Source organism: Streptomyces sp. NPDC048291 (assembly GCF_043201715.1).
In the GTDB taxonomy this organism is placed as follows: Bacteria; Actinomycetota; Actinomycetes; order Streptomycetales; family Streptomycetaceae; genus Streptomyces.
Window position 1 is genome coordinate 165,501 of record NZ_JBICZC010000012.1, and the last position, 16,719, is coordinate 182,219.

13 protein-coding genes are annotated in these 16,719 nt (G+C 72.2%); 5 read left to right on the forward strand and 8 right to left on the reverse strand.

Annotated elements, in window-relative coordinates; genetic code table 11:
- Nucleotides 1–99 precede the first annotated feature (99 nt).
- Nucleotides 100–519: a Zn-ribbon domain-containing OB-fold protein gene (locus ACGF5O_RS31425; RefSeq protein ID WP_393813263.1), complete on the reverse strand. Its 420-nt coding sequence runs from the start codon at nt 517–519 to the stop codon at nt 100–102.
- A 161-nt stretch (nt 520–680) separates the two neighbouring features.
- Nucleotides 681–1,427, reverse strand: coding sequence for a TetR family transcriptional regulator (locus ACGF5O_RS31430; RefSeq protein ID WP_393813264.1), 747 nt, complete (start codon nt 1,425–1,427; stop codon nt 681–683).
- Between the two features lie 184 nt (nt 1,428–1,611).
- Here ACGF5O_RS31430 and ACGF5O_RS31435 point away from each other — a divergent pair, with 184 nt between their 5' ends.
- Entirely contained in the window at nt 1,612–2,406 is a 795-nt protein-coding gene (locus tag ACGF5O_RS31435) for a peptidoglycan-binding protein (protein WP_393813265.1), read from the forward strand.
- A gap of 16 nt (nt 2,407–2,422) precedes the next feature.
- Here the strand turns inward: ACGF5O_RS31435 and ACGF5O_RS31440 are convergent, their stop codons facing one another.
- The 6 genes from ACGF5O_RS31440 to ACGF5O_RS31465 form a co-directional block, all read right to left on the reverse strand.
- Nucleotides 2,423–4,810, reverse strand: a complete 2,388-nt coding sequence (locus tag ACGF5O_RS31440) for a SpoIIE family protein phosphatase (protein ID WP_393813266.1) — start codon at nt 4,808–4,810, stop codon at nt 2,423–2,425.
- An 84-nt stretch (nt 4,811–4,894) separates the two neighbouring features.
- On the reverse strand, nt 4,895–5,278 hold the full coding sequence (locus tag ACGF5O_RS31445) for a hypothetical protein (RefSeq protein ID WP_362600302.1): 384 nt from the start codon (nt 5,276–5,278) through the stop codon (nt 4,895–4,897).
- 419 nt (nt 5,279–5,697) lie between these two features.
- Nucleotides 5,698–6,621 (reverse strand): MurR/RpiR family transcriptional regulator, encoded by a 924-nt coding sequence (locus tag ACGF5O_RS31450; RefSeq protein WP_393813267.1) that lies wholly within the window; start codon nt 6,619–6,621, stop codon nt 5,698–5,700.
- Between the two features lie 186 nt (nt 6,622–6,807).
- Nucleotides 6,808–8,520 carry an ArnT family glycosyltransferase gene (locus tag ACGF5O_RS31455; protein ID WP_393813268.1) on the reverse strand — a complete coding sequence of 571 codons (1,713 nt, stop codon included), beginning with the start codon at nt 8,518–8,520 and terminating at the stop codon, nt 6,808–6,810.
- A gap of 94 nt (nt 8,521–8,614) precedes the next feature.
- A complete protein-coding gene (locus ACGF5O_RS31460; RefSeq protein ID WP_393813269.1) occupies nt 8,615–10,546 on the reverse strand; it encodes a phosphatase PAP2 family protein in 1,932 nt (643 codons plus the stop codon).
- Between the two features lie 274 nt (nt 10,547–10,820).
- Entirely contained in the window at nt 10,821–11,726 is a 906-nt protein-coding gene (locus ACGF5O_RS31465; RefSeq protein WP_393813270.1) for an N-acetylglucosamine kinase, read from the reverse strand.
- 323 nt (nt 11,727–12,049) lie between these two features.
- Here ACGF5O_RS31465 and ACGF5O_RS31470 point away from each other — a divergent pair, with 323 nt between their 5' ends.
- The 4 genes from ACGF5O_RS31470 to ACGF5O_RS31485 all read left to right on the forward strand — a co-directional run bounded on the left by ACGF5O_RS31470 (nt 12,050) and on the right by ACGF5O_RS31485 (nt 16,718).
- On the forward strand, nt 12,050–13,183 hold the full coding sequence (locus ACGF5O_RS31470; protein ID WP_393813271.1) for an ROK family transcriptional regulator: 1,134 nt from the start codon (nt 12,050–12,052) through the stop codon (nt 13,181–13,183).
- 275 nt (nt 13,184–13,458) lie between these two features.
- On the forward strand, nt 13,459–14,781 hold the full coding sequence (locus tag ACGF5O_RS31475; RefSeq protein ID WP_393813272.1) for an ABC transporter substrate-binding protein: 1,323 nt from the start codon (nt 13,459–13,461) through the stop codon (nt 14,779–14,781).
- A gap of 123 nt (nt 14,782–14,904) precedes the next feature.
- Nucleotides 14,905–15,819 (forward strand): carbohydrate ABC transporter permease, encoded by a 915-nt coding sequence (locus ACGF5O_RS31480; protein WP_393813273.1) that lies wholly within the window; start codon nt 14,905–14,907, stop codon nt 15,817–15,819.
- Entirely contained in the window at nt 15,816–16,718 is a 903-nt protein-coding gene (locus ACGF5O_RS31485) for a carbohydrate ABC transporter permease (protein WP_393813274.1), read from the forward strand. The genes ACGF5O_RS31480 and ACGF5O_RS31485 overlap by 4 nt, the downstream gene beginning before the upstream one ends.
- Nucleotide 16,719 lies beyond the last annotated feature (1 nt).

Here is a 16,719-nt window from a genome sequence, read left to right on the forward strand (position 1 = left end):
GTCTGTGGGTTGCCTGTGGGGCGCGAGTGACGGGTCACGTGCGCCGCCGCGCAGGCCCGGTCGGGCGGTTGGTTCACCGGGCGACCGGATGCGTGACCGTCAGCTCCAGGCCCGGTACGGCTCGTCCAGCAGCTGGAAGACCGGCTCGCCCCGTACCGGGTCCTTGGCCGTGGAGAGCCTGACGCGGTCGCCGCTGTGGATGCCGATCGGCGGGCCCATGACCCGGCCGCGGACCACGAAGCCCTCGGCCATCTCGATCAGGGACACGTTGCGCGCGGCGGGGGTGTTGCGGTGTACCACCGTCGAGTGGCGGACCGTGCCCGTGCCCTCGCTGCGTTCCGTCCGCAGCTCGCTGCCCTGGCACACCGGACAGAGCAGGCGGTGGTACATCGCGGTGCCGCACCAGGTGCAGCGCTGGTAGACGATGGCGTCCTTGGCCCGGTCCGCGGGCACGGGGTCGAGAACGCCCGTCGCGAATCCGACCGCCGACTGCACGGCGCTCGTCGAGTGGTGGTACACGCTGGTCAACTCCCTGCGCTCGCCCGGAATCCCGCGTGTCCGGACCCGGCCGGACGCGCCTGTGCCCGGTTGGCCGTGCCACCGTGCACGCCGACAGCGTATGGCACTCAGTGCCAGTCGTAAAGGCACTGCGTACCCCGAATATGCGGTCTTCCGGAATCTCAGGCGCGGCCGAACGCGGTCTCGATCTCCTGGACCACCCGCCACAGCGGGGCGTCCCGCCGGGAGACGAGGACGACCACGTCGTCCGGGTGTTCCGCCGGGGCGCCGAAGAGCGCGGCCGGCGCCCCGCCCGCGGCGGGGCCGGCCGCGGGCGGGGCGCCGAACGCGGCCTGCACGTACCCGAGGGCGTGGTCGACCGTCTCGTCCGCGTCGACCCGCCCGTCCGAACGCAGCCAGGACCGGAGCGCGTTGTTGTGCGCCGCGACCACGGCCGCGGCTACGACGTCCGCCCGCAGCGTCCCGTCGGGGCGGCCCGCGTACCGGCCGCGCAGGTACTCGGCGAGCGCGCGCTCGTAGCGCCACACCACCGACAGTTCGTACGCGCGCAGCCCCGGCACCTGCTTGGTGAGCCGGTAGCGCTGCACGGAGAACGTCGGGTTCTCCGCGTACATCCGCAGCACCAGCCGGGCCGCGTCGCACACCCGCCGCACCGGCTCGCACTCCGGGGCGTCCGCCGCCAGGAAGGCCGTCATGTCGGCCAGGCACCCCTCGTGGTCGGGGAAGACCACGTCCTCCTTGGACGGGAAGTAGCGGAAGAACGACCGGCGCCCGACGCCCGCGAGGGCGACGATGTCGTCGACGGTCGTCTGCTCGTACCCGCGCTCCACGAAGAGCCGGAAGGCGGCCGCGACCAGGGCGTCCCGCATGGGCGGCTTGGCGGGCGGTGCCACGCTGCTGGAGCTCATGGACGCGAACGTAGCATTCCGTCGGCTCGCGTGGCACTCAGTGCAGCGGGGAGGGGGACTGAGTGCTCCGCCTGTCCTTTCGGGCCCGGTCGCGCCCCGGGCTGAACCGGCGGGGCGGTCCTCCCGTATGTGTACTCGGGGATCGCGGACTCCCCGTGCGCACGGGGAGTGGAAGGAGAGCAGTGTGTCGACACCGCCCGACCCTGAACAGCCGCACCGCGGGCCGGTCCTGGAACCCGTCCGGGTCCTTCGCCCGCGCCGGCTCGACACCCTCGCGGAGCTGATGCGCGAGTTCCGCGCCGACGCGGAGGCCGCCGAGAGGACGCGGGAGACGAGAGAAGCGAAGGAAGCACAGGAGGCGAAGGAGGCAAGGGAGGGGAGAGGCCGGGGTCTCGGGGACTTCGAGGCCTTCGAACCGGCCGCCGGCTCCGGCACCGGTTCCTTCGGCTCCGGCACGGAGGACGAGACCCAGGAACTGCCGCCCGTCACCGACGGCCCGCGCACCGCGCCCGGCAGCCGCGGCCACGGCACCGACCACTCCCGTTCCTTCGGCTTCGGGCCGGGACTGCGCCGGGCCGCCGTCATGGTGGCCGTCGGCGCGGCCGCCCTGGTCGGCTTCGGCTGCGCCCTGCTGCTTCCAGGCCGGGAGGGCACCGCCGAGGCCGCCCAGCCGTCCGAGTCCGCCACCACGGCACCGGCCTCCACCCCGTCGGCCTCGGACACCTCCACCGACCCCGACGGCGCCGGCACCCTCCGCCAGGGCGACACCGGTCCCGAGGTCGTCGAGCTGGAGCAGCGCCTGCTGCGCATCCCGGACGTCTACCGCGACGGCTCCACCGGCGGCACCTACGACGCGGCCCTGACCGCCGCCGTGGAACGCTTCCAGATCTGGTACGGCATCAGCGGGGACGAACGGGGTGTCTACGGCGACGACACCCGCCGTTCCCTGGAGTCCCGCACCAGCCTCACCGGCGGCTGACGGCCCGCAGGTGCGGCTACTCCTCGTCCGCCACCGGCACCCGGATGTCCAGCACGCACACGTCGTCGCGGCGTTCACCCGCCAGCATCGCGGCGAGGAGCGCGTCCAGGGTGCCGGGTCCGGCGGCGAGCGCGGCGGCGGCCAGGCGGTCCAGGCCCGCGTCGATGTCCTCGCCGGGCCGCTCGACCAGGCCGTCGGTGTACAGCAGCAGCCGGTCGCCGGGCTCCAGCTGGAACTCGGCCGACTCGTAGACCGGGTCCGCCGACGCGCCGAGCAGCATGCCGGCCGGACGGTCGAGCCGGTGGGCCCTGCCCCCGCGCACGAGGAGGGGCGGCGGATGACCCGCCTGGGCCCAGGCGAGCCGCCGCGCGGCAGGTTCGTAGCGGGCGAGGACGAGCGTCGCGGTGGACTGGGCGTCGCGCGAGTGCAGGAGCAGGAAGTTGAGCCGGGCCAGCGCACCGGTCAGCGAGGACCCGGTGCTCACCATGCCCTTGGCGGTGAACCGCAGCTGGGCCATCGTGGCGACCGCGTCGACCCCGTGGCCCGCCACGTCGCCGACCACGAACAGCGCGGTCTCGTCGGGCAGTTCGATGGCGCTGAACCAGTCACCGCCGACGTGCACCCCCGCCTGGGCGGGCAGATAGGCGACCTCGACGCGCAGCCCGTGCAGCCGCACCGGATTGCTGGGCAGCGGCAGCAGCGCGTGCTGGAGCCGGGCGGCGAGCGCACGCTCGGCATCCAGGACACCGCGCTGCACGAGGATCGCCCGTTCGCTGTCCACCAGGGCGAGTTCGGCGCTGCGCTGCGCGGTGAGGTCCTGCACGAACCCGTGCACCTCGACGACCGTGCCGTCCGCGGCACTGACCGCCTCCGCGACGGCCCGCAGATGCCGTACCGCGTTCCCGGTCCTGATCCGGAACGGCACGTCGAACGACCGGCCGGAGCGGGCGAGTTCGGACACGGCACGGGCCAGCGCATGGGCGTCTTCGGGCAGCACCAGGTCCGGCAGCAGGTCCAGCGGCACCGCTCCGCGTCCCGGGTCGCGCCCCAGGATGGTGTACACCTGGGACGACCAGTTGACCTGGCGGGTGACCAGGTTCCAGTTCGCCCAGCCGAGGTTGCCCAGCCGCTGAAGCTCCGCCAGCCGCTGCTCCTGCCGCTCCTCGGTGTCGTGCCGCAGCCACGTCACCAGCAGCCCGTCACCGAGCCGCGTCGCGCGCACCGAGTAGGTGGCGGTCACGGTCACCCCCGCGACGATCTCCTCGTAGACGAACGGCTCGCCCTCGTACGGCTCGCCCCCGCCGAGCGCCTTCAGATACCCCTGCCACAGCGACTCGCCGGCGACGGACGGATAGCTCTCCAGGATGTGCGAGCCGATCAGCTCGCGACCGGTGCGGCCGAGGATGTCGACGGCGCCCGGAGCGGCCGCCTCGATGCGGTAGTCCTCCACCTCCCCGGCTGCGGTGCGCAGCGGGACCAGCAGGACCGTCGCTCCCGGCAGCGCGTCGAGCACCGACTGCACCGCCGCGGACAGGTCCGAGGCCAGCGGTTCGGCGGGGGTGCCCAGGGCGCCGAGCCGGCCGGCGCCGAGCCGGGCGACGGACTGCAGCAGCTCGCGGTCCGCGAGCCGGAAGGCGTCCTCGCGGCGGCGCAGCACACCGAGGACCGTGTCCGCCGAGACCGGCAGCCAGGCCCGGGACAGCCAGCGCCCGGGCGGCTCGTCGATGAGCTGGAACGCCTGCCGGTCCTCGGTGAAGTGCTCCAGCCACAGCGGCTCGCCCGCCTTCAGCACCTCCAGCGGGGCGAACCCCTGGAGCGGCGGCACCTGGTGCCACTGGGCGGCGAGCGTCGCGTCGAGTCCCGCGTGTCCGACGAGTTCGAGGCCGTCGCCGGGCAGCCGCCGGTAGAGCAGCACCGCGTCGGCGTCGACCCGGGGTGCCAGGTGCTCGCGGAGCGTTCCGGCCAGTTCCTGCGGGGAGCCGACGTGCAGCAGGGCCTTGCCCAGACGGGCGAGGATCTCGGCGGTGCCGGGCCGGCCGGGCGTCTCCCGGGCCACGGCCGGGGCGAGCGGTTCGGCGGCGGGGACCTTACCGGCGGAGACCGTACCGGAGGGCGCTGTGGTGGCGGGCGCGGTGGGCATCAGGGCGCCGAGGGTGAGCCAGCACTCCTCCAGCAGCGTGCGGTCACCGGCCTCGGCCCGCTGCGCCAGCGCCTCGTGCGCGGCGTCGGGGGAGCAGCCCGTGGCGGCCATCAGCGCACCCTTGGCGCGCTCCACCACCGCGGAAGCGGCCACCGATTCCCGCAGTCGGTCCAGCTCGGCGCGCTGCCGGGACACGATCCTGGCCAGGGCTGCCAGCTCGGCGACGGCGCCGGTGTCCACGGGAGGCACGTACTCGCTCGTCACGGGTCGAGCATGGCACAGGACGGTGTCTCCGATCACACTCGTACCCGTTCCGTGAAGGATATGTGCATCCGTGGCCGGATTTGGTCAGCGGCCGGTGCTGTGCCCGACGAGTGCCTCGGTGACCACACGGACGCTGCGGGCGATGTGCTGGAGCTGCATGACCTCCGCCGCGTACAGCTTGATGGTGTGCTCGATGACCGACTCCGGCAGGCCCAGCAGGGGCAGTTCGGCGCGCGCGGTCTGCAGCGCCGTGCGCGCCACCCGGACCTCGTGCTGGACCTGGATCTGCGCGTGCCGGGCGAGCAGCACGGGGTGCCGGATCAGCGCCGGGTAGCTCGCGTAGCGGGCCGGAACCAGCTCGCGCAGCCACTTGGCGGCGGAACGCTCCCAGTCGTAACTCCCCGGTGCCTTGACCTGGCAGGGCCAGTCGGGGCTGATGCGCGCGGTCGTCGTCAGAGTCATGGTCATCGCTTCCCGGTGTGCGGCGTCGTGAGGGTGCTCGACGAGGGTGTGGGCGGCTCCGGCCTAGGGGATGGCCGGAGCCGCCGCGGGCTGATCGCGCAGGCGATGCCCGTTCGAACATCCCCGGCGCCGACGCGGGTAGGAGACGGCGGCTGGGGGTGTCCGTGCGAGGCCCCGGGCGCCGGCCGCCGGCACTGCGGTTGGTGCTGCGTGCGCATGGGCGGTCCGTCGGCTTTCTCGGGGCGGGTGCGAGCGGTGCGTCCTCGGGTGCGGAACGTGCCCGGAGTGGGCCGGGGGTGATCCGTGAGCAGTATTTATATATGCCGTCCGCTTTGCAAGACGTATGAAAACATTCATGCTCGAAATGAGGTGAATACTCCCCCTACGCGGTCATGCGGGGGACGTCCGGTCCGAGGCCGGCCGGGTCAGTCCTTGAGGAAGAACTGGTGCTCCTCGGCGACCTGCTCGTACTCCTCCAGCCGCGCCTGGGTGCGCCCGGGATCGGCGTCGGTCATGGCCTGGAGCAGGGCGGCGGCCATCAGACCGGGCGCCGCGTAGGTGTCGAAGACCAGGCGGGAGCCGATGCCGGTGCTGAAGGTGACGTCGGCCTCGTCGGCCAGCGCGCCGAGCGCCAGGTCGGTCACGAGCGCGACCCGCAGCCCCGCCGTGCGCGCCACCCGGATCGCCGTCAGCGTCTCCTGCGCGTGCCGCGGCATGCCGAACGCCAGCACCCAGGTGCCGCCCGCCTCGCGCGACTGCAGCAGGGCGTCGTAGGCCACGCTGCCACCCCGGGTCACCAGCCGTACGTCGGGGTGGATACGGCGGGCGGCGTAGGCGAAGTACTCCGCCAGCGAGACGGAGATGCGCAGGCCCAGCACGGTCAGCGGGGACGACTGGGACAGCTCGCGGCCGATCCAGATCACCCGGTCCGGGTCGGCGAAGTCCCGGCGCAGGTTCTCCAGGTTCTCGATCTCGGCGTCCACGGCGGCCTGCAGCTCGTTGCTGCGCTGCTCGGTGGCGGGCCCGGTGCCGCCCGCCAGGGTGCGCAGCGCGATCGACTGGAGCCGCTCGCGCAGCGCCGGGTAGCCGCTGAAGCCGACCGCGCCCGCGAACCGGGTCACCGACGGCTGGCTGACCCCGACCCGCTCGGCCAGGTCGGTGATCGACAGGAAGGCGGCCTCGGTGATGTGGTCGATCAGGTACTGGGCGATGCGGCGCTGGCCGGGGGAGAGGCGGGGACCGTCGAAGAGCTCGCGGAGCTGGGAGGTGGGCGCGGCCTCCGCCTCCGGCACGGTTTTGCCCGAGGTGATCGCAGATGCCTGGGCCCGGGCCTGCTGCGGCGATGGCACCGAAGCGCCTCCTTTGTCTCCCACGAGGACTCAACATAGCTCACGGACCGTGGTGACCAGGGGTTGTGCGGTACGCCGGACCGTCCCGGCGCCGAACGCCCAGGATGCGGAAACAGCACCGGGATTCCGGTGCTCACCGGCGACGGATGCGGTGGTCCGCGCCGGTGGATCGGGTGGATCGTACGGTCACCGCCGATAGATGGTGATCGAATGACCGACATCATCGACCGCACGGCTGGTGTCGATCAATTCGGCAAGTCCGCCCCGGGCCTTGGCGACCGACGAGTCCGAGACGACCAGCACTCCGTGCACCTGCCCGGGCGGCACCTTGCGGGGGTCGGCGGCGTGGATGCCGTAGTACGCCGGGACGCCACTGCCCTTGTAGACCAGCCAGATCCGCTCGCCCGGGTAGCGCTCCTTCAGCCGGTCGGCGAGCCGGCCGAGGTCCTGACCCCAGTCCACGTTGGAGTCGTGCAGCCACAGATGCGTCTTCGCCGGACCCCCGAACGCCTCGTTGGCGTACGGCAGATAGAACGGGAACGCGCGCAGCGAGCTCACCGCGACGAACAGCGCCAGCGCCCCGCCCACCGGCCGCGCCCACCGCCGGCGCACCGTCAGGACCGCGGCCCCGGCCACCGCGAGGAACATCGGCATGAAGACCGCGTACCGCGTCCCGAAGTCCCGCGACCCGGTCATCGCCGAGGCCAGCAGCACGGCGGGCGGCAGCAGCAGATAGGGCGCGGCCCGCCGCAGCCGCCGTACCGCCACCAGCGCGAGGGCACCGGCCGCCCACAGCGCCAGCATGCCGAGCGGGGTCTTCACCAGCAGGGCGGCCGGCAGGTAGTACCAGCGGGAGCCGGTGTAGAGGTGCCCGAACAGGTAGCCCTGCCAGGGGTAGTCCTCCAGGGCGAACTGCATCCGCATGCCGTCCCGGTAGGCCTGCGGGAAGGGCATCAGGTCGACCAGGAGGCCGCGCAGTCCGTGCACCGCCGGCACCGGCTGGGCGGACAGCGCACGGAGCCGGGGGTCGACCGCCAGGTAGGAGAGCCAGACGACGGCGACCGCGGTCACGGCCACCACGGCCGCCGCGGCCAGGGCGCGCAGCGCACGCCCCGGGCGCGCCCCCCACACCGACACCACCGCCAGCGCCACGAGCACCGGGATCGCGGGCAGCGCGCTCATCTTCGTCGCCACCGAGGCCCCCAGCGCCGCCCCCGCCAGGGGCAGGTAGAGCCGGGGCCGCCGCCGGGCCCGCCACACCAGCCAGGCCGCCGTCAGCACGAACCCGGCCGACGGCACGTCCAGGGTGGCCAGCGAGCCGTGCGCGACGACGTCCGGGGAGAAGGAGTACAGGGCGAGCGCCAGCAGCCCGGCGGCCGTGCCGAGGACCTCACGGGCGAAGGCGAACGCCACCAGACCGAACAGCAGCGTCAGCACGATCACCGGCAGCCGCGCCCACAGCATCACCCGCCAGGGGTCGTTGCCGGACGAGTAGAGCAGATGCCGTCCCACCTGCCCCTGGTCGCCCCGGTACGACGGGTCGTAGTGCGGGTCGGCGACGGCGAGGCCGGCCATGATCACGAGCTTGCCGAGCGGCGGGTGCTCGGTGTTGTAGCGCAGCCGGTGCTCGTGCAGGTAGTCGGTGGCGGTGGCCACGTAGACCGGCTCGTCGATGGTGGGGGCCTGCTGGACGGCGGTGGTCACCATCGCGGCCGCCAGCTGCGCCAGCAGCAGCACCGCGAGGACCGGCACCAGCCACCGGCGGCGGGTCCGCAGGGCGGCGGCGAGCCGGGCCGCGGCGGTGCGCCGGGGGCGCGGCCCCGGGCCGGCGGGCGGGCCCGGGAGGCCGGGGACGTCCGGGACGTCGGGTTCGAGGACCGACTGCTGTTCGCTTGCCATCTTCCGCCCCGCGGGGACACCGGGCCCGCGGTGACGGGAGCGATCACGAGCGGCCATGGGCCCTACTGTCGCATCGCTCCCGCCACCGGGTGCGTCACCGCTTCACGAGTCGTACCGACAGACCCTCTGCCGTGTACACGGGTACGGCCCGCAGCGTGGCGGAGTTCAGCTCCACCGTGTCGAACTGGCCGCGCAGCCGCGGAGCGTCGACGACCGGGAGGGTGCTGCCCGCGGCCGGCGGGTGCTCGGTGTCGAGGTGCAGGGACATGGTGGTGCCCCGGCCCAGGACGGCCAGGTGCTTCACCGTCAGCGGCGCCTTGCGGCCCTTGGCCAGGGTGGCCTCCAGGGCGCCCGCGTCCTGGGTGTACGTGCCGCGCACGAACAGCTCCCCGGCGACCCGCAGGGTGCCGGCCGCGACCCGCACGTCACCGCGGCCCAGCGCGTCCTCGGAGGCTGCGACCAGGGTGCCGCCGGCCAGCACGGTGCCGCCCCGGTAGCGGTTGTCGCCGGTCAGGGTCAGCGTGCCGGTGCCCTTCTTGGTGAGCGCGCCGTGGCCGTCGATGTCGTTGCGCCATGCGTCGGCCGCCGCGAAGCCGCCGGCCGCCGCGTCCAGGGTGACCGTGACGTCCGTGTCGAAGGCGCCGTAACCGTCCGCCGCCGCGAACAGGTTGAGGCGGCCCCACTGCTCCGGGCCGTCCAGCAACACGTACCCGGAGGGCAGTCCCGTGGTGCGCAGCACCTCGCGGCGCTGGTCCGCGGTGAGGTACGGCTGGCGGGTCTCCAGGAGCACCTCCGCGCCCTTGGGCACGTCGAACGGCAGCTCGCGGCCCTCCCGGTCCAGGATGTACGTCAGCCGGGGCGTGGCCGCGCGCTCGTTGGCCGCGCGGTCGGCGTACGGGTCGGTCGCGGTGCCGGCCGAGTGGGCGTAGGCGTACAGGGTGTCGGCGGTGGAGCCGGTCTGCGCCTCGAACCAGGCGAGGGCCTGGGCGCGGGCGGCCGCCTTCAGGTCGGCGTTGGCCGGGTCGGCGAGGGTGGCGGCGGCCAGGGCGGTGGCCATGATGCGGCCGCCGATCACGTCGACCGTGTTGTGCATACCGGCGATGATCCGGGTGTCGCTCAGCTCCAGGGCCCGGGTGACCAGCTCCTGGAAGCGCTCCGGCACCGCGTACGCGTAGGCCAGGCCCGCCAGGTGGAAGGCGTTGGTGTGGCCCGACGGGAAGCCGCCGTCGTCGGTGGGGGAGGTGCTGCGCTGGCGCAGCAGCTGCGGGGCGACGGCCACCTCGGAGTCGTAGACCGGGAAGCCGTACGCGTCGGTCTTCCCGGTGTCGACGACCTCGCTGTCCTCGTTCATGCGCCACGGACGCGGGTACTGGTAGGCGTACTTGGACGGGTTGCCGGAGGCGTAGTTGCCGCGCACGGTGTCGACCAGGGTGGCCACCTTGCCCAGCGCCGAGTCGTGCGAGCCCGCGCCGAGCGCCGAGCCGGCCGGGGCGCCGGCCGGGACGGCGTCGCTGATCGTGGTGGCGGGCGTGCCGTCGGGGGCGCTGGTGATCGAGGTGACCGCGAGGGCACCGGCCTTGTAGAGGTCGGCGAGCGGGCCGAGGCCGGCGATCATCGCGTAGCTCTGGTGCTGGCGGTCGTAGATGAACGCCTTCTTCGCGTCGGCGGCGCTCCGCTTCCTGGTGATCTTGGCGCAGTAGCGCATGTTGTCGCGCAGGATGTCGGCGCGCAGCACGCTGCCGGTGTTCCAGGCGGAACCGGTCTTCCAGACCCGTGCGAAGCCGCCGAGGATGCGGACCACCGCGTTGGTGTCGGCGGTGAGGTTGGTGCTGATGTTCGTCTTGTAGTCGTCGACGAACGCCAGGGCCGTGGCGGCCTTGGCGTCGGCGGCGGCGAGCCAGCCGACGAAGGTCGGGGCCGCCAGCACACCCGCCGACGCGCCGAGCGAGGTCTTCAGGAATCCCCGTCGGCCGACGGCGGATCCACGGGTCGGAGAAGCGGAGTGGTGCCCGGCAGGTGACGGCATGGGTGTGCCTCTCTTGAATTCTGGGGAGTCCACGCGGACGGCCACTGCTCCAGATGCGCGTGAGCGTGTGGGTTCGCGTGGGAAAAGTGTTGAACGAGCGAAGTTCTAGGGTGAGTTCGTGTCCCGGCGGTCATCGCCCGACGACCGCCACGTGACCCGGAGTTGAACGGCGGCCCCGTGGTTCACAGGAAGAACCGCCGGGACCTGCGTGTTCGCAGCCTCGAACGGCCCGTGGTCCAGTGGCATGGGACCGGACGGGCTGCGGACAGGTTTCTCACAGGATCGAACGCGCCAGCGCCACCGCTCCTTCGACCGGCGGGAGCCGCAGCGGCTGTGGCCGCGCTCCGGGTACCGCCTCGGCGAGCCCCGCGGCGAAGGCGTCGTACAGCCGCGGCTGGGAGAGGATCGTGCCGCCCGCGACCACCACGTCGTCCACGGCGATGCCGCGGGCGGCGAGCCGGGCCACGAGGGCGGCGAGGGCGCGGCCCCCGTCGGCTATGACGTCGGCGGCGAGCCGGGAGCCGGCCTCGGCCGCGGCGAAGAGCACCGGGGCGTGCCGGCCCCACTCGGCGGAGACGTCCGTGGCGCTCTCCAGGGCGGCCCCGAGGGCGGGCACCTCCGCCACCCCGAAGGCGGCGACGAGCCCGGTCGCTAGCGCGTCGGGGGCCTCGCCGCGGTCGTGCGCGGCCCAGACGGCGCGGGCGGCCTCCCGGACGAGTCCGGCGGCGCCGCCCTCGTCGCCGAGGGCCGCGCCCCAGCCGCCCACCTGCACGGGGCTGCCGTCGGCCTGCCGGCCTACGGCCACCGAGCCGGTGCCGGCGACCAGGCCGACGCCCTTGTCCAGGCCGGCGGCGGGGACGAGGAGTTCCGCGTCGCCCACCACCCGGACGGGCACACCGAGGAGGTCCCGCAGGGCGGCGGCGATGCCGGCGCACTGACGGGGGGTCTCACAGGCATGCCCGCCGACGGCCAGGGCGGCCGGGCGGGTGCCGGGTGGCAGGGCGTCGTGGACCAGCGCGGCCAGCCAGCGGGCCGCGGCGGCCGGGTCGTGCGGCCGCCAGCCGCTGCTCGGCCGGACGTGGTCGGCGACCCGGTCCGGGCCGGCGACGGCGCGGAGCTGGGTCTTGGTGCCGCCCACGTCGATGCCGGCCACGAGCGGGGGAGAAGATGTGTCCTGCACGGATCCTCTTTCGTCGTCTGGGCGAACAGCGCCGAAGAGCTTGGCACTGTGCTGCGACGGCGGGCGAACCGTGTCTGGCCGAACAGGAGTCGAGCGAGTCGGGAAGCCCCGGGACGGGCTTCTTTCGGAGCACGGCAGGCGAGTACCGTGTACTTCGTTAGGAAGTTAACTAACGAAGTACAGTGCGTCAAGAGTTGCCGCGGACTCGATCAACGGGACGCTGTCGAGGCCAGAACCGCGCGGCACAACGGCACCGCATCGCCGCATCTCCCGCACCCGGGGGAGCGCGGCCCCTGACCCATGGGGGAACTGTGGAACACGTCGTGGCTGAAGCCCCCCGGCTCACCGAGAGCGCCGGCGCGGTCTTCGCCGTGCTGGCCCAGGCCGGCAGCGCCACCCGGCCGCAGCTGGCGAGCCTCGCCGGCCTGTCCAAGCCGACGGTCTCCGCGGCCGTGGCGGAGCTGGAGGGTGCCGGACTGGCCACCCACTCCGGCACCGCTTCCAGCGGCACCGGCCGCTCCGCCGCCGTATACGGCCTGGGACCCGCCTCCGGCTCGGTCCTCGCCGTCGACCTCGGCCCGGCCCGCACCCGGGTCCGCGCCTGCGCCCTGGACGGCACCCTGCTCGCCGAGGCGGACACGCCCCGCACCAGAGCGGCCGACGCCGTCCGCGAGGCCCTGGCCGCGCTGCCCGCCGGGGCGCCGCCGCGGGCCATCGTCGTCGCCATCGGTGACGTCACCGCCCCCGACCTGGCGGGCACCGGGATGCGCCCGGCGACCGCCAAGGCCGGGCCCGTCTTCGACGCGGTCTCCGTCGCCCTGCCGCCGGGAGTCCCCGTCCACCTGGAGAACAACGTCAACTGCGCCGCCCTCGCCGAACTCCACGAGGGCGCCGCCCGGGGCCGCCGCAGCTTCGGCTACCTGCGGATCGGCGTCGGTATCGGTCTGGGCATCGTCATCGGCGGCCACGTGCTGCGCGGCGCCAACGGCGCGGCCGGTGAGCTGGCCCGGCTGCCCTACCCCTGGGACGACGACCGGGAGCCCCGCCAGGAGGCCCTGGAGGCCTACGTGGGCTCGCACGCCCTGCTGCGCCGTGCCGCCGAGGCATGGCCGGAAACCGACGGCCCGAGCCCGCGCACCGCCGAACAGCTCTTCGCGCTGGCCGCCCAGGGCCGGGAGCCCGCCCGTGCCCTGGTCGCCCGGCACGCCGCCGACGTGGGCCGGCTGGCCGCGGCGGTGGCCGCCGTACTGGACCCGGGGCTGATCGTCCTCGGCGGCAGCACGGGCGCGGACCCGCAGGTCCTGCCCGGGGTACGGGCCGAACTGGGAAGACTGAGCTGGCCCACCGAGGTGGTCAGCAGCCAGATCGGCGATCTCGGTACCGTGGTGGGTGCGGCCCGGCTCGCGGTGGCCAAGGGAGTCCAAACCGTGACCGAAGGCGCGCAGGCGAAGGATTGACGGGTTCCTAATCGGTCTGCCAATGTCCGGACAAGCGCTTTCTAAGTCGGCCGGGACGCCGACTTGGGGTGAGCCTCCCAGCCCGTACACGACGTACGGCAACCGCACGAGGGCGTGCCCGTGCGGTGACGGCCAGGACGGCCGGGGACCTCGCTCCGCGTGGACGATGCGGCCGGGCGAGGCCGCACCCCCGGAAAGCGACCTTTCCTTCAAAATGCACCAGTGCCGCCTCAGCCGGCGCCGTGCTCCGTCCGTACGACGAAATGGGATCGAAGATGACCACTGTGGGTGTGCGGCGCTCCAGCCGACTCGGCCGCGGCGGTATGCGCCGCCTGCTTCCCCTCGCTGCCGCTTCCGCGGCAGGGGCCCTGCTGCTCTCCGCCTGCGGGTCCGGCTCCGGCTCCGGCGGGACCTCCAAGTCGCTGACGTTCTGGATCTCCACTGTTCCGGGACAGGACGCGGGCTGGAAGAAGCTGGTGGCGCAGTACAAGAAGGAAACCGGCGTCAACGTCAAGCTCGTCAACATCCCCTACGACGGCTACACGACGAAGCTGCACAACGCCGCGCAGGCGAACTCGCTGCCCGACGTCGCCGACGTGCCGGCGCTGGACCCGATCTGGTCGAACAAGCTGATCGACCTCAGCTCGATCGCCAACAACAAGAGCTACAACATCAACGGCAACTTCCTCGCCAAGGACTCGTCCGGCAAGGTGCTGTCCATCCCCTCGGACGTCACCGCGTCCGGCCTGTTCATCAACAAGTCGCTGTTCAAGAAGGCCGGCGTCGCCGTCCCGGCCTCGCCGTCGGACACCTGGACCTGGACCGAGTTCATCGCGGCGGCCAACAAGGTCCGCGAGAAGACCGGCGCCAAGTACTCCCTGACCTTCGACCAGTCTCCGTCCCGGCTCCGCGCCATGGTCTACGAGATGGGCGGCAAGTACGTCCACGCGGATTCGTCCGGCAAGTTCTCGGTGGACGCCGCGACCAAGAAGGCCGTGAACACCTTCGTCGGATGGAACGACGACAAGACCATGCCGAAGTCGGTGTGGACCAGCGGCGCCGACCCGTCCGCCATGTTCCAGAGCGGTGACGTGGTCGCCTACTGGTCCGGCGTGTGGCAGGTCGCCTCCTTCGCGGACAGCATCAAGAAGTTCGACTGGGCGAGCGTCCCGACCCCCGCCCAGCCGGTGCAGGCCAGTGACGTCAACAGCGGCGGCATGATGGTGGGCTTCAACAACAACGGCGACGCGTCCGCCGCCGCGAAGAAGTTCATGTCCTGGGTGTACGACCCGAAGCAGTACACCGAGTTGGTCGAGACCTCCGGCTTCCTCCCGGTCGAGAGCGGCCTGAGCCCGAAGTACCCCTTCACGTCGGCGGCGGCGCAGGCGGCCTTCAAGCTCTACAACGAGGAGATCCCGCTCTACGCCCCGATCTCGGGCTACTTCAACAACGCCCAGACGGCGTGGGTGCTGAAGGGCAAGAGCCTCACCGAGGACCCGACCAAGACGGAACTCGGCAAGGCGATCAACGGCCAGCAGTCGGCCGACAAGGCCCTGGAGAACATCGTGGCCGGCTACAACCAGCAGGTCGGCGGCTGATCGCAGGCCCCAGGGCCGGGCGGCGGGTTCGAGCCCCCGCCGCCCCGCCCTGGCCCTCCACGTGACGCCCGGCTCATGCCGTGAGCCCACCGCAAACCATCCCCACAGCACGGAGTCAGGAAGATGACAAAACGCGCCTCGGACGTGTCCGGGAGCCCGCCCAGGCGACGCCGCAACAAGTACACCCTCGCGCCGCTCGTCCTCATCGCGGCGAACGTCGTGCTCTTCGCACTGTTCTTCGTGTGGCCTGCGGTGATCGGGCTCGTCTACTCCTTCACGAACTACACGGGCGTGGGGGCGTTCCAGTTCGTCGGACTGGACAACTACACGAACCTGTTCGGCGACTCCACCTTCTACGACGCGCTGTCCCGGACGCTGCTGTACACCGTGCTGGTCGTTCCGCTGAACTTCGTGCTCTCGCTCCTCATCGCCAACCTGGTGGTGAGCAAGCAGGCCAAGGGCGCGTCGATCGCCCGTGTCGTCTTCTTCATCCCGTGGCTGATCTCGCCCATCGTCGTCGGTGTCCTGTGGCGGTGGCTGTTCGGTGAGAACTTCGGACTGATCAACTACGTCATCGAGAAGCTCGGCGGGCACGCGATCGCGTGGCAGTCGAACGCGGACCTGTCGCTGGGCGTGGTCGTGATGGCGGGCGCCTGGTGGGGAACGGCCTTCTCGATGCTGCTGTTCATCGCCGCGATCAAGAACGTGCCCACCTCGTACTACGAGGCGGCCTCGCTCGACGGCGCGGGCCCCTGGCGCCAGTTCATCAGCATCACGCTGCCGAGCATCGCGCCGACGTCCTTCATCGTCATCCTTCTCAACACGATCAACGCGATGAAGGAATACCCGCTGTTCGTCTCTCTCAACAACGGCGGACCGGGCACGTCGAACAACCTGCTTGTCCAGTACATCTACCAGACCGGATTCAACCGGGGCCAGATCGGCTACGCGAGCGCCGCGTCGTTCGTGCTCATGCTCATCCTGATGGCCGTCGCGATCATCCAGCTGATCGCCAACCGGCGGATGGAGAACCGATGACCACCACAGACACGCCGCGTCCGGTCGACGCCGGTTCCGCGAAGGCCCTTTCCAGGAAGCGGCCCCGCGGCGGGCGCGACGGCGGGCTCCGGCGCGCGGTACCCGCGACGACACTGCTGTGGATCCTGGCCGCCCTCTACGGGCTGCCGGTGCTGTGGTTCGTCCTCAGCTCCTTCAAGCCGGCGGGAGACCTGTTCTCCCTTCCGCTGACGGTGCTTCCGCACAACCCCACCCTGTCGGGTTACAAGGCGGCGTGGGACAGCGCCAACTTCTCCCAGTACTTCATCAACACGGCCCTCGTCTGCGTGATCACGACGATCCTGACGGTGGGGGTCAGCTGCTGCACCGGGTACGCGCTGGCCAAGTACGACAACAAATGGCTCAAGGCCTTCTTCATCTGCATCCTGGCCACCACGATGCTGCCGTCCGAGGTCATGCTCGCCCCGGAGTTCCTGGTCGTCCGCGACCTCGGCCTCTACAACACCTTCGGCGGCATCATCCTCCCGGCCGTGCTCACCGCCACCGGATGCTTCATGTTCCGCCAGTTCTTCCTGACGGTCCCCGACGAACTCGTCGAGGCCGCCCGCATCGACGGCGCGCGCGAACTGTCGATCTTCCTGCGGATCATGGTGCCGATCTCCCGGCCCATCATGCTGACCCTCGCCATCCTGTCCTTCCAGTGGCGGTGGAACGACTACATCTGGCCGCTGCTGATGCTCAACGACCCCAACAAGTTCACCGTGCAGATCGGCATCCAGAGCCTCGTCGGGGCGCAGAACATCAACTGGTCGGTGCTGCTGGGCGGATCGGTCATCTCCATGATTCCGCTGATCCTCGTCTTCCTGGTGTTCCAGCGGTACGTCATGAGCGCCGACATCAACGCCGGACTGAAGGACTGAC